Origin of the sequence: Actinomadura rudentiformis (genome assembly GCF_008923185.1) — a bacterium.
In the GTDB taxonomy this organism is placed as follows: domain Bacteria; phylum Actinomycetota; class Actinomycetes; order Streptosporangiales; family Streptosporangiaceae; genus Spirillospora; species Spirillospora rudentiformis.
Map to the genome: position 1 here is coordinate 269,617 of NZ_WBMT01000001.1, position 13,369 is coordinate 282,985.

Here is a 13,369-nt window from a genome sequence, read left to right on the forward strand (position 1 = left end):
CGATTCAGCGCTCGCGCCGGCGCGGCGACACCACGATGTGGCTGAACGCCGGGGTGTCGAGGATGCGCCTTTTCATGGGTTGCCGGCGGTTCGCTGCAGCAGCGGGGTGATGCGGTAGTCGACGAGCTGGCGCATGACCAGGCTGGTGTTGGTGCGTTCGACGCCGGGGATGGCGAGGATCTGCCCGGCGATGCGGTACAGGTCCTCGGTGTCGGTGGCCACCACGTGGACGAGCAGGTCGATCGGCCCGGAGATGCCGTGCACCTGGAGTACCTCCGGAACGGCGGCCAGCGCGTCCGCGACCGCGTCGAGCCTGCGCTGGGTGACCTGGATGGTGATGAACGCGGTCAGCGGATAGCCCAGCGCCTCGGGTCTGATACGGCGTTCGAACGAGTCCAGCGTCCCGTTCTGTTCCATCTGGATGAGCCGGGCCTGGGCGGTGTTGCGTGATATGCCGACCTGTCCGGCCAGCCCGCTGGTCGTCGCACGGGGGTGCTTGGCGAGCTCCAGCAGGAGGCGTGCGTCGAGGGGGTCGACCGGTCCTGCGTTGGGCATCGTGCTCACCTTTCCTGTCGGCGATCGACGTCGGCTGTGCAGAATGCTCATTTTCTGGCTGCCGCATTGCGCACAAGTGCAGCACGGCGCTTGACTCCAGGGCAATCGGTGCCCGGTATGCGGAGGTTGACCGGCGATGAGCAGTCCAGCGATCAGTGCGCGGCAGACGACCGGCGGCGGCGAGCCGCGTGAGCATGAGGTGCTGCGCGAGATCGAGAGCCGGGTGCTGTGGCTGTCGGCGGCGATGGTCCATCACGCGAACCGGGTGCGGTCGAATCCGTCCGGGTTGAAGGTGGGCGGGCACCAGGCGTCGTCGGCGTCGATGGTGTCGATCATGACGACGTTGTGGTTCCGGCATCTGCGGGCCGAGGACCGGGTGTCGGTGAAACCGCACGCCTCGCCGGTGCTGCACGCGGTCAACCACCTGCTCGGGTGGCTGGACGCCTCCTACCTGCCACGGCTGCGGGAGTTCGGCGGCCTGCAAAGCTACCCCAGCCGTGCCAAGGACCCCGACCCCGTCGACTATTCGACCGGGTCGGTGGGCATCGGCGCCACGGCCCCCATCTGGGGCGCGCTGTCACGTCGCTACGTTGACACCGCCTTCGGAGGTGCGGGCACCGGCCGGCAGTACTCGCTGGTGGGCGATGCCGAGCTGGACGAGGGAGCGGTGTGGGAGGCGCTGCTCGATCCGGCGGTCGCCGAGCTCGGCGAGGTCGTGTGGATCGTCGACCTGAACCGGCAGTCGCTGGACCGCATCGTGCCCGGCATCGCGGCGGGGAAGCTGCAGGGCATGTTCGCCGCCGCGGGATGGCAGGTGATCACCCTCAAGTACGGGCAGCTGCTGGAAGAGCTGTTCATCCGCCCCGGCGGGGCCGCGCTGCGCAGGCGCATCGACGAGATGACCAACCCCGAATACCAGCGGCTGCTGCGCTGTGACGCCGACCAGCTGCGGCAGCGGCTGCCCGGCGACGGTCCCGGCGCCGGGGAGATCGCCGAGCTGATAGGCAGGCTGGACGACACCACCCTGACCGGCGCGATGGCGAATCTCGGCGGCCACGACATCGGTGCGCTCGACCAGGCCTTCCACGCCATCGACGACGCCAGGCCCACCGTGATCTTCGCGTACACGATCAAGGGGTACGGGCTGGCCACCCGCGGGCACCCGCAGAACCACTCGGCGCTGCTGACCGAGGCGCAGATGCGCGAGCTCGCCGTACGGGCCGGCACCGACCTTGACGACCCTTGGCGGGCCCTGCCGGACGACAGCGCCGCAGCCGTGCTGTGCGCGCGAACCGCTGAGCGATTGCGAAGGCCACAGGTGCCGTCGCAGGCGCCGCCCGCGCTGCCGGTCGACATCGGCCGCACCCCGACCGGCACCACCACGACCCAGGCCGCCCTCGGCCGGGTGCTGCTGGACCTGACGCGCGAGGCGCCCGAGGCGGCCAGGCGCGTGGTGACGGTGAGCCCGGACGTGAGCACGTCGACGAACCTGGGCGGCTGGGTCAACAAGGTGGGCGTGTGGTCGGCCGGAGAGCGGCCCGACTGGTTCGCCGACGACGCCGAGACCATCCTGCACTGGCGGGAGAAGCCGACCGGCCAGCACCTCGAACTGGGCATCGCCGAGGTGAACCTGGTCAGCCTGCTGGGCGAGCTGGGCGCCACCTGGAGCCGGTGGGGCCAGCCGCTGCTGCCCATCGGCGTGCTGTACGACCCGTTCGTCGAGCGCGCCTTGGAGCCGTGGTCGTACGGCATTTACGCCGGCGGACAGTCCATCCTGGTCGGAACGCCGTCGGGTGTGACGCTGGCCCCCGAGGGCGGCGCGCACCAGTCGATCAAGACGCCGTCGATCGGGCTGGAGCAACCCGGCTGCGTCAGCTACGAACCCGCCTTCGCCATCGACACCGAGTGGACACTGCTGGCAAGCCTGGACCGGCTGGGCCGCCCGGACGGCACGTCCACATACCTGCGGCTGTCCACCCGTCCGGTCGACCAGAAACTGGCCGTGGTGCCGGACGATCCCGCCGCACGCGAGCGTCGTCGCCGCCAGGTGGTCGCGGGCGCGTACACATTGCGGCGCACCGACGCTCCCACAGTCACCATCGCCGCGATGGGCGCGGTGGTGCCCGAGGCGCTGGCCGCCGCCGACCGCCTCCACCGGCTCGGCATCCCGGCCGATGTCGTCTGCGTGACCAGCCCCGATCTGCTGTACCGGGCGATGCGGGCGCGGCAGGGCCACGAACAGGCCGAATCATGGATCCTGGACCAGGTCTTCCCCGCCGAGCGGGCCACACCGCTGGTCACCGTGCTGGACGGGCACCCGCACACTCTGGCGTTCCTGGCCACCATTAACCGCGTCCCGGTCACCTCGCTCGGCGTGACCGGCTTCGGCCAGTCCGGATCGCTGGAGGACGTCTACCGCCACCACGGCCTGGACGTCGACAGCATCGTCCGCGCGGCCCTCGACGTCACCGGTCAGCAGTAGTCCGTCAGTGCCACGGACCTCGACCCCCACGGCGGGGCGAGGTGAGCGACCCGGGACAACCTGGGGTCATGCCGGCCTCCGGGGTTCCGATGGTTCCGCTCTACCGGGCCTAACCGGGACGGAGGTGAACGGAGGTGAGCTCTGTTGCGTACTGGTCATTGCCTGGCATGATCCGTGTGCAGTTTGGCGGGGTGGCAGCTGTCGTTGTCGTCGTAGGAGGTCCGACCGGGGATGCAGTTTTGGTCGGTGGTGCGCTGGGTGCGCGCGGCGAGTTTCTCGGCCGCTTGCGCGCTGCTGGCCGCAGCCGGTCACGTCTTCGGCGGCGGACGGGTTGATGGTGCCGCGCTCGCGCTGGGCCTGGCGATCGTGTTCGTTCCCGCACTGGCTCTGACCGGGCGCGAACGCACCATGGAGACGATCCTGCCGGCGGTGGCGGTCACGCAGGTGCTCCTGCATGCGCTGCTGCCGGAGGGCGACGGTCAGGATGCCGTCGCCGGGTCGGTGGGACACGGGCAGCACGGGTCGTCCGGGCTGGACATGCTGCTGATGCACCTGGTGGCGATCCTTGCGACCGCATGGTGGCTGAAGTGCGGCGAGGCCGCGCTGTGCGCGCTGGCGCGTCACCTGGTCGGCTGGGTGCTGGCGGCCCTCCTGTGGCTGGACTGCTGCACGCCGGTCAACGGGCCACGTCCGCCGATCGGGAGGGCGCACCGACGGCTCGATCTGCGGCTGGAAGTCCTGCGTCACGTGGTCGACAGGCGAGGGCCGCCTCTGCGGAGTCGCCCTCGGACGCTGTGCTGCGGTTGGTGATCTCCGCTTTCCGGGGGCGGTGAACGTCACCAGGCGGATGCCCGGCTCGCTCTGCGGTGAGCCTGTGCATGGTGCCGTCGGTGACCAGGTTCTTTCCTTCACCTTTCGATCGGGTGCCCACGCCCTGATGAAGGCCGTGCTCACTGTGAGCCCGGTCCTGTCAGGCACGCCGTGGGCTGCCCCGATGCCCCCTGCGAGCTGACGCACGCCATTGAGATGCGTGCTGCGTTACGGAGAAGCCCCTGATGACTGCCCCCACCGAGACCCGGCCGTCCCCTTCCGGCAGAAGGACCGGCTGGACGGCGCTGCGCCCGCTGGTGCTGCGCCTGCACTTCTACGCCGGGATCCTCATCGCCCCCTTCCTGCTGATCGCCGCGACCACGGGATTGCTGTACGCGTCGTCGTTCCAGATCGAGAAGATCGTCTACCGGCACGAGCTGACCGTTCCCGCCCGTACCGCCCAGATGCCCCTGGCGCAGCAGGTCGCGGCGGCTCGCGCCGCGCATCCCAGTGGCACGGTCACCGCTGTACGGCCCTCTGAAGAGCCCGGCCGCACGACCCGGGTGCTGCTGGACGTGCCTGGCCTGGCCGAGAGCACCCAGTTGGCGGTGTTCGTCGATCCGCACACCGCGCAGGTACGCGGAACGCTGGAGAGCTACGGCAGCTCAGGTGCGCTGCCAGTCCGGGCCTGGATCTCCCACCTGCACCGTCACCTGCACTTGGGTGAATCCGGCCGCCTCTACAGCGAGCTGGCCGCCAGCTGGCTGTGGGTCGTCGCGCTGGGCGGCCTGCTGCTGTGGCTGGGCCGCCGCCGTTCTGGCCGCAAACTGCGTCGCCTCGTAGCGCCCGAGCGCGGCGCGCGCGGGCAACGGCGCCTGCTGTCCTGGCACGGCGCCATCGGGCTGTGGGCGGTCACCGGTCTGCTGTTCCTGTCGGCAACCGGGCTGACCTGGTCCAAGTACGCGGGGGCGAACGTCGATGAGCTGCGCGCCGGGCTCGGCTGGTCCACCCCGTCCCTCGGATCGTCGGACCACGGCGGCCACTCCGGGGCCGGTGGTCACGCCCACCAGGAAACCTCCGACATCGGCGTCGACCGGGTCGTCCAGGCCGCACAGGGCAAGGGCCTGAGCGGCCCGCTGGAGATCACCTGGCCGGCCGGGCAGGGCGGCGACTACGTGGTGAAAGAGATCGACAAGCAGTGGCCGCACCACCTGGACCAGGTCGCCGTCGCCTCCTCCACCGGCGCGGTGGTCGGCGAGCTGCGCTTCGCCGACTATCCGGTCGCGGCCAAGCTGACCCGGTGGGGCATCGACGCGCACATGGGCCTGCTGTTCGGCCTGGCCAACCAGATCATCCTCATCTGCCTGGCAGCCGGCCTCATCACGCTCATCGTGCTGGGCTACCGCATGTGGTGGCGCCGCCGCCCCACCCGCGGCTTCGCCCGGCCCTACCAGCGCGGCACCTGGCGGCAGGTGCACTGGGCCATCCTGGTACCGCTGGCCGCGGCCGCGATCACGGTCGGCTGCTTCCTGCCGCTGATGGGCATCTCCCTCGCAGCCTTCCTCGTTCTGGACATCCTGGTCGGGCTCCGCTCCCGCACGACCACGACCAGCCCTCCAGCCAGTGCGGTGCCACCCGCTGAGCCGCCTTCCCCAGCCGAAGAAGCTCAGCCTGTGGGCAGCTCAGACGCCGGCTAACCAGGAAGCGCAAAACGGCCGCCGGGGTCTCGCAGAGACCCCGGCGGCTGGTTTAACGCAGCTGCAGGGAGTCGTTATTGACTCCTGAGGACGTGGGGGAGGCGAGTAGGTCCTGCCGCGGTGGCGGCGACGCAATCAGCCCAGGTGCCGGGTACGGCTCAGTCCCTGTGCTGCCAATGGTGACCGAATTCGGCCTCGATCTCTGAGGTGGTGTGACCGCCCTGCGCGGCCCGGATGTGACCGGGGAGATGGGCGCCGATGGGCGTCCCGGCCAGCAGTCGCGCGGTGAGGTAGGGGTCGAAGCCGCTGTAGTAGCCCAGAAGCCAGTACACGTAGACGCCGTGCCCGTTGAAGTACGGGGCGTCGCCGTCCCCGCCACCGAGCGGCACCACCCTGACCTGGGGCTCGCCGCCCTGGGCGATCCGGGCGGCGTCGGCGGCACATGCCGGTACGGGACGGGGCCGGGAACCGTGCGGGGTCCAGTCCACCTCGGTCGTCGAAGGCCCATGTGCGGGGTCGAACAGGCAGGGTGGGGTCTTGGCCGGCGCGGGCTGTCGAGCTACGCCCGCCTTGGCCGCAGCCAGTTCGCGGGCGGCCTTGGCCAGGGCTTGGGTGCAGTCCGACACCTCTTGCCAATAGGTCGTGCCGTCCGCGATCTTCGCCCGATCCAGACACGCGCTCGCCACCCGATGGCAGTCACGTGCCTGGGCGATCGTCGGTGCGTCGAGCTCGGCGGCCTGCAGCCTGGCCGCGAAGTCGCGCAGGTCCTGGTCAAGGACGCTGTTGATGGCCTCCTGGGTTTCGGCGAAGTCGCGGCGGGCCTTGGCCATGAACGACTGCGGGCCCTTCATCACGTACAGCATCACCGCCAGTGTCACGATGACGATGGTGATGGCGATGCCGATATAGATTTCCACGGGACCCGCCGCCCTTCCGATTGCCCGCCCGATTCGCGCTCATGATCGAGGTGCGTTCCGGCAGGTGTCAACGCACATCGCCCAGTGGTGTCCGAAGACCGCTTCGCAGTTGTCTACCGTGCGGGTTTGCGCTGGCGGCGCCACGCGGAGTAGTGGTCGATGAGGGTCTCCTCGAACGGGCGGTACGCCAGGCCCAATTCGGTGGTGCTTCTGTCGTTGTCCACGGTGAACCGGATCCCTAGGTGCTTGCGGATGTAGTCCGAGCTCAAGCCGAAAGCGGGACCGAGGATGCGGACCGTCCAGTGCGGCAGTCTGTGCGCGGGCAGCCGTGGATTTCGCGGGAAGTGGTCTTTGAGGATTCTCGACATTTCAAGGAAGGAGACCATCTGCGGGGCAGCGAGGATGTAGCGACCGTGGGCGTCGGGCTTCTCGGCGGCCGCGATGTGGGCGGCCGCGACGTCCCGGACGTCGACGACGGTGAACGAGAAGTCCGGGGCGCCATAGAAGAAGTAGCCCTTGAACAGTTCGTCGAGGAGGAAGAGGCTGCCCGATTCCGAGGCGGGAGTCAGCGAGGGGCCGAGGACAAGGCCCGGGTTGACGGCGACCATGCGCCAGCGGTCCTGGGCGCTCGCGGCGTCCCATGCGGCGCGTTCGGCAACGGTCTTGGAGTAGTGGTAGGGGTTGTTGTCGATGGTGCTGGTGGTGTTGAAGTATTTCTCGGTCAGGACCCCGTTCTCCATATCCCGAACGTCGATGTAGTCACCGAAGATGGCTCCGACGGTCGAGGTGAACACCAGCTTTTCGACCGTCGGCGTCCGCTCGATGCTCGCCACGACGTTCCGCGTCCCCGCCAGCGCCGGTTCCACGAGCTGTCTGCGGCCGTCCTTGATTTTCTCCGGCATGAGGAAGGGCGAGGCCACGTGGAAGACCACCTCACATCCCTGCATCGCCTGGTCGAAAGCCCCGTCGTTGAGTAGATCCGCCTCGAAAAGCTCCAGCCGTCCGGGGAATCGCTCCTGCATGGCGCGCAGTGGCTCCACCTTCGCGGCGTTCCCCAGGGAACGCACCGTGGTGTGAACCCGGTATCCGCGCTCCAGCAGCTGCTGCAGGAGATGGCTGCCGACGAAACCGCTCCCTCCGGTGACCAGTACGACCTGACCGCTCTCGCCCACGCGCTCCTCCTCCTGCCGTCTGACAGACAGCACTATCTTGATCGAGGAATCTACGTCCACCCCTGACGCAACTCGCCCGGCATGGCCCGCCACGGAGCCTGCGCTACTGGATCACGATCTGCAGTTCGACCCTGTACGGCCTGCAGAACGGCTGCATAGTCTGCTGTTCGGCAGGCTCGCCGTCACTGAAGACCACGAGGGCCGCCGGTCGATCCGAGATCTGCCAGGGGCGGCCGTCAGGAGCCCTGGATGCTGTGGAATCACGTCACTGATCAGGAAGGCCCTGGACGCGTGAACGATGTTCTGAGCAAGGACGGCTATGCGCTGGACTTCGAGGATTCCTTTGACGGCGACGCGCTCGATGAGTCCCGCTGGTTGCCGTATTACCTGCCGCACTGGAGTTCCCGCGAGGCCACGGCCGCGAGGTACCGGATCGGCGACGGCGTGCTGCGCCTGCTCATCGAGGAAGACCAGCAGCCCTGGTCCCCTGAGTTCGACGGCGGCATTCGCGTCTCTTCACTGCAAACGGGGTTGTTCGCCGGTCCGGTCGGAAGCGGCACCGGGCAGTTGCGCTTCAAGCCCGGCCTCGTCGTACGGGAGGCGCAGGAGAACATCAGGCTCTACACGCCGCATTACGGCCTGTTCGAGTTGCGCGCCAAGGCGATCGACGATCCCCGGTGCATGGTCGCCCTGTGGATGATCGGTTACGAGGACCGGCCCGAACGGTCGGCGGAGATCTGCATTTGCGAGATCTTCGGTCGTGACGTGACGCCCGGCCAGGCGGCGGTCGGCATGGGGGTGCATCCCTGGGGAGACCCGGACATCCACGACGATTTCGCCGCCGAGCCCATCGCCATCGATGCCCGGGAGTTCCACACGTACGCGGCCGAATGGACTCCGGACCACGTCGCGTTCTATGTCGATCACCGGCTGGTCAAGGTCGTGGAGCAGTCCCCGAACTATCCGATGCAGTTCATGCTCAACATCTACGAGTTCCCTGACGATCCGAAGACGCCCGCGCAGGCTCCCACGCACCCCTATCCAAAGGAGTTCACGGTCGACCACTTCCGCGCTTATCGGCCGGTTTCCTGAGCGGGCGTCCAGGCCTTGGATGGGCAGATCGGTCGCTGCTAGGCCGGATCTGACCAGCCAAGCGGCAGCGAGATATGTTCGTGGGTAATCAGCCACCTGTCACTTGACCGTTGGCAACAGACGGTCGATCGCACCCATACTTCGCCCTGAGGTATGCCCTCCTTGCGCGTTCCGCTGTCCAAGTGAAGCATGTGCGCGACCGCGACGTCTCCACTCATCATGATGTTCAGCTCGTGCGTTTCCAGACCGATGGGACCTTCGTACTCATCGAACCACCGCTGGAAGTTACGGCGGACCTCGTCTGGCCCCACGAACTGAAGAGGGGGAACGACATCGTAATAAACGATGCCGGGAGAATAGAGGGCCATCAGACGATCGATGTCCTTTGCCTTGCAGGCATCGACTCGCCTGTCCAAGAGCGCCCTGAACTCGGAATCGTTCGAAGTCATCGAATCCTCCACTCAAGAAATGGCCGTGACCAGCTCGCCTGGCGACGGCCCCTGCGGTCTCAGTGGTCCGACGAAGCAGCCCCCTTGAATGTGAGGCGTCACGATCCTGCCGGTCTCCGAGCAGTGAGCAGGCTCAGGGGTCTGTTCTGTGGATCTGGGGGAGCCCGAACACGGCGAACAGGCTCCGGTCTTCGAGTACCTCGATGGCTTGGATGCCGGCAGCCGTGGCGGTCAGTATGTCGATCGTGTAGGCCCGGTACACCCCGTCCGCGTCCGCGCGGTAGACGCCGAAGCCCGGCTTGCCGTTGACGGAGATCGGCACCATGCGGCACTCGCCGATGGCTGGACAGTGCGGCAGGAACCGGCGGATGTCGTCGCGGCCGACATTGACGATTTCGGAGGAGGTGCGCTCGCATACGGCGTCGTCGGTCAGGAGGCGGACGAGCGCGGAGACGTCACCGACCTCGAAGGCCACGGCGTACTCGTCGAGCAGGCGCTGGCGTACCGCATCGCGAAGGTTCGTCGCTGCGGCCTTGGCCTTCGTCGGTTCGGCCTTGGCCGGGGATCCCTGGGCCAGCCGTGCCCGTGCGCGGCTCAGCATGCTGTGGACGGCGGTGCCCGAGGTGCCGAGCAGATCGGCGATCTCCACCGCCTGCCAGGCCAGCACGTCGTGCAGGATCAGGACGGCGCGCTGGCGGGGAGAAAGCTGATCCCACGCGATCAGGAGGGCTCGCTTGCGATGGTCTCTGGACGCGACGATCGTTGCGGGGTCCGCCTGCTCCGCTTCGCTCGTCGTCCCGCGGGTCGCGCTCGGACCGCCGTTGTCCGGCAACCAGGCCGACGACTCTCCCGGTTCGTTCCGGTCGGCGAGACCGGAGGGCAGCGGCAGCAGCCTCGGCTCTCCAAGAAATCGAGGCCGGTCCCGGCGGCGTCATACTGACGCCCGTTTCGCTGGGCCTGGATTCCGGCCGCCCTATCCGGTGGACGTGCACCGTTGTATCCGTCGTCGGTCACATTCACCGCGGCTTCGGCGTGCGCCGGGAGGGGTCTGGGGGAGCGTCGCACCACGTTCGGTCTCGTCGGCGAGTGGGCGCTGCGGGTTGAGCGGAACGTCGCGGGGCATGCTGTGGCGTGCCAGTGGCGGGTGATGGTGATGAGTGAGCAGACAGAGCCGCAGGCGCTGGCGGGGAGCCTGCGGGAGTTGACGTCGTTGTTGTTGTCGACGGCGGACTTGGAGCAGGCGTTGCAGCATGCGGCCGAGGTCGCGAGCAAGGCCGTCGCGGGACGTCCGGCCGTGGGCGTGACACTGATGCGGAGTGATCGTCAGTTGAGTGTGGCGGCCACGGCGCAGGTCCCGCCGATCCTGGAGGAGTTGCAGTATCAGCGGGGCGAGGGCCCGTGCGTGGATTCGGCACGTCATGGCCGTCGTGTAGTGATCGCCGACGTGATGAACGACCGGCGGTGGGGAGACTTCACCACTCACGTCCTGGCACATGGTGTGCGGGCGATGGCGTGCTACCCCCTCAACCCCGATGGCGATGCGCATGGCGCGTTGAACCTCTATTTCAACGTGCCGACCGAGCCGTCCGCCGAACAGGCCATGGTCGCCGAGCTGATCGCCGATCTGGTCGGGACGCTGTTGGCAGCGGTGGAGGAGCGCGCGCGCCAGGCGCGGTTGACCGATCAGCTGCGCCAGGCACTGGCCTCCAGGGCGGTGATCGACCAGGCGATCGGGGTCATCATGGCCCGGCAGCACCTCTCGGCGGACGCGGCGTTCGAGATCTTGCGTCAGGCGTCCCAGCAGCGCAACCGCAAGGTACGTGACATCGCTGCGGGCATCGTCGAGTCGGCCGGAGGGATGCCGTCCCAACCTGGCGAATTCCACGAAGAGTAGGACAGGTGTCACATAGGGTTGAAGACTTCCGCGCAGCGGTCCAGAGACGAGGCCCCGGGCCCGGTGTTGCCTGTTGCCTGTTGCCAAGGGCGAACCCGCATGGGACTTCAAATCAACACTCAGATGCACGGTGCGTGGGCGGTACTGACCATCGACGGGGAGGTGTCGGCCGACAGCGCCGGGCAGGTGCGCCAGGCAGTGCATCACATGCTGGACGTTCATCCACTGACTGCGGTCGACCTGGCCGATGCCGTGATGGGGGACGCCGCGGTGCTCGCGGTGCTGACCGGCGCGCATCGCCGCGCCCGCAGGCAGGCCGGTGTCCTGGTCGCGGTCATACCCGACCCCACGGTCCGGGCGATGCTGAGAGGCACCGGCGTGGCCGAGGAACTGGTGGTGTGTCCGTCCCGCCGCGAGTTCGCACAGTGGCGTGGTGGATCGCTGCCCCGCTGACCTTCCGCGCGCACCGCCTATTTCCGGTGGCCGAGCGAAGCCTGCGGGCGGTCCGGTGGCTTGTCGAGCACGGCTTCCATCCGTCGCCCGAGGTCGCCGTGCTGAGATCCCGGCTGTGAGGCAGCACGAGCCCAACGGCTACGAGTCATGAACCCTGAGGAGTGCGAGGTCCAACAGTCGGCGATGTGTGCCGCAGGCCGTAACGAAACCTGCCGCGCCGCCGAGGCCGTCCGCAGCGGCTTCCAGGCCGATTCCTTCCGGGTGGCGCACCTCCAGTTCGGTCGGTGTTGTAGACGCTGAACGGGACCGCACCCAGCAGCATCGCCGCCGCGTCGGCGAGATGGAACTCGGGCCGGTTCACCAGCATGATCGCGACCGTCTCGACACGCAGCGAGCGCAGCCATCGGCGATCGAGGCGATGCGCGGGAGCACTTGGCCATAGGTCAGTTCCAGCGCCCCGTCGGATGTGGGTAGGGCAGGGACGATCGACGTTCGCAAGCAGCACGTCGCGCACCATCAAGCCCGGCAGGCAAGGGCGTCTCCTCCGTCACCGTTGTGATCGCGATCAAACGCTCCTGCTGATCGTGCAGGGACACGCAGTGCCGGACGGGTGTCGTTCTAACGGAGCAGGACGTCGAGGTTGCGGGGGGCGCGGAACTCCCACCCGCGGAAGACGGGCGGAGCGCCGGGGTCGAGCCGGATGCCGGGGAATGCCTCAAGGAGGCCGCGGACGGCCAGGCGCATCTGGTGGCGGGCGAAGGCGTGACCGGTGCAGAAGTGGCGGCCGAAGCCGAACGCGGCATGCTGGTTGCGGCCCTCGCGGAAGACGTCGAACGTGTCGGGATCGTCGAAGTGCTCCTCGTCGCGGGAGGCCGACGCCACGACGGCGGCGACGGGTGCTCCGGCGGGCAGGGTGACACCCGCCAGTTCGATCTCGCGGGTGGTCTGGCGGGTCTGCGTGCCGATCGGCGCCATCCAGCGCAGGCCCTCCTCGACGGCCCTGGGGGCCATCTCCTCCAGATCGGCGCGTACGGCGGCGGCCTGCTCGGGGGAGGCCAGCAGGCCGGCCACGGCCGACGCGGCCCCGTGCCCGGGCTCCTGCATGCCTCCCAGCAGGAGCACCTTGAAGCTGGGCATGACGAACTCCTGGGCGCGGCAGCGGCCCGGCGGCATGGCCGTGTGCAGCATGTGCGAGATCGTGCCGTCGTCGGGGCTGGTGGCGAGCCGCGTCATCAGGGCGCCGACGTGCTGATCGATCTCGCGGGCGGCGCTGTCGGAGCGGGCCTGCTTGCGCGGGTCCTTCTCGAAATTGGTGGCGCCGTCGGACAGCCGGTTGAACCACGAGCGCAGGGTGCCGGCAGGCAGGTCGCCCAGGCCCAGGACGCGGCCCAGGCTGAGCACCGAGATCGGCTCGAAGTAGTCGGCCATCAGCTCGGCCCGGTCACGGCCGCGCAGGGCGGCGATCCGTTCCTCGACCAGCGGCCCGATCAGGTCGTCGATGTAGCCCGCGACGGCGCGGGGCCGGTACTTGGCGTCCAGGCTCTTGCGGAGTTCCATGTGGACCTCGCCGTCGACGGTGAGGATCGTGGGACTGCCGAAGGAGCGGTCCAGGGGAGAGTCGGCCAGTTCCGCGGTGAACGTCTCGTGGTCGGTGGCGACCCGTTCGACGTCCTGCCAGCGCGTCACGAACCACAGATCGACCGCGGGAACCCACGCCACCGGCGCCTCCCGGCGCCTCCCGGCGCAGCCGGGCGTAGACGGGATAGGGGTCATGGTCGAGGTCCTCGACGGTCAGGGCGGCGGCGTACTCCAGAACGTCCTCCACAGCGGTTCTCCCCTCGAGAACGG

At 68.5% G+C, this 13,369-nt stretch carries 12 protein-coding genes; 6 read left to right on the plus strand and 6 right to left on the minus strand.

Going from position 1 to position 13,369, the window contains the following annotated elements:
• Positions 1 to 72 precede the first annotated feature (72 nt).
• Entirely contained in the window at positions 73 to 555 is a 483-nt protein-coding gene (locus F8566_RS01320; protein WP_151557095.1) for an Lrp/AsnC family transcriptional regulator, read from the minus strand.
• 136 nt (positions 556 to 691) lie between these two features.
• Here F8566_RS01320 and F8566_RS01325 point away from each other — a divergent pair, with 136 nt between their 5' ends.
• The 3 genes from F8566_RS01325 to F8566_RS01335 all read left to right on the plus strand — a co-directional run bounded on the left by F8566_RS01325 (position 692) and on the right by F8566_RS01335 (position 5,544).
• On the plus strand, positions 692 to 3,037 hold the full coding sequence (locus F8566_RS01325) for a transketolase-like TK C-terminal-containing protein (protein WP_151557097.1): 2,346 nt from the start codon (positions 692 to 694) through the stop codon (positions 3,035 to 3,037).
• A 231-nt stretch (positions 3,038 to 3,268) separates the two neighbouring features.
• Complete coding sequence (locus tag F8566_RS01330) at positions 3,269 to 3,847, plus strand: MFS transporter (RefSeq protein ID WP_151557099.1); 579 nt, start codon at positions 3,269 to 3,271, stop codon at positions 3,845 to 3,847.
• A 245-nt stretch (positions 3,848 to 4,092) separates the two neighbouring features.
• Positions 4,093 to 5,544, plus strand: a complete 1,452-nt coding sequence (locus tag F8566_RS01335) for a PepSY-associated TM helix domain-containing protein (protein WP_151557101.1) — start codon at positions 4,093 to 4,095, stop codon at positions 5,542 to 5,544.
• A 158-nt stretch (positions 5,545 to 5,702) separates the two neighbouring features.
• Here F8566_RS01335 and F8566_RS01340 read toward each other — a convergent pair whose 3' ends face one another.
• Positions 5,703 to 6,461, minus strand: coding sequence for a hypothetical protein (locus F8566_RS01340; RefSeq protein WP_151557103.1), 759 nt, complete (start codon positions 6,459 to 6,461; stop codon positions 5,703 to 5,705).
• Positions 6,462 to 6,574: 113 nt separating this feature from the next.
• Positions 6,575 to 7,633: an NAD-dependent epimerase/dehydratase family protein gene (locus F8566_RS01345; protein WP_151557105.1), complete on the minus strand. Its 1,059-nt coding sequence runs from the start codon at positions 7,631 to 7,633 to the stop codon at positions 6,575 to 6,577.
• 291 nt (positions 7,634 to 7,924) lie between these two features.
• Between F8566_RS01345 and F8566_RS01350 the strand changes: the two genes are divergently transcribed.
• Complete coding sequence (locus F8566_RS01350; RefSeq protein WP_225992755.1) at positions 7,925 to 8,725, plus strand: glycoside hydrolase family 16 protein; 801 nt, start codon at positions 7,925 to 7,927, stop codon at positions 8,723 to 8,725.
• 38 nt (positions 8,726 to 8,763) lie between these two features.
• Here the strand turns inward: F8566_RS01350 and F8566_RS01355 are convergent, their stop codons facing one another.
• Complete coding sequence (locus F8566_RS01355; protein WP_151557109.1) at positions 8,764 to 9,174, minus strand: YybH family protein; 411 nt, start codon at positions 9,172 to 9,174, stop codon at positions 8,764 to 8,766.
• Between the two features lie 133 nt (positions 9,175 to 9,307).
• On the minus strand, positions 9,308 to 10,006 hold the full coding sequence (locus F8566_RS01360; protein ID WP_192809452.1) for a sigma factor-like helix-turn-helix DNA-binding protein: 699 nt from the start codon (positions 10,004 to 10,006) through the stop codon (positions 9,308 to 9,310).
• 162 nt (positions 10,007 to 10,168) lie between these two features.
• Between F8566_RS01360 and F8566_RS01365 the strand changes: the two genes are divergently transcribed.
• Positions 10,169 to 11,068, plus strand: coding sequence for a GAF and ANTAR domain-containing protein (locus F8566_RS01365; RefSeq protein ID WP_151557113.1), 900 nt, complete (start codon positions 10,169 to 10,171; stop codon positions 11,066 to 11,068).
• A gap of 99 nt (positions 11,069 to 11,167) precedes the next feature.
• Positions 11,168 to 11,521 (plus strand): STAS domain-containing protein, encoded by a 354-nt coding sequence (locus tag F8566_RS01370; RefSeq protein ID WP_151557115.1) that lies wholly within the window; start codon positions 11,168 to 11,170, stop codon positions 11,519 to 11,521.
• 618 nt (positions 11,522 to 12,139) lie between these two features.
• On the opposite strand, the gene F8566_RS01385 is transcribed toward F8566_RS01370, so the two are convergent.
• Positions 12,140 to 13,240 carry a cytochrome P450 gene (locus tag F8566_RS01385; RefSeq protein ID WP_225992756.1) on the minus strand — a complete coding sequence of 367 codons (1,101 nt, stop codon included), beginning with the start codon at positions 13,238 to 13,240 and terminating at the stop codon, positions 12,140 to 12,142.
• Positions 13,241 to 13,369: the final 129 nt, after the last annotated feature.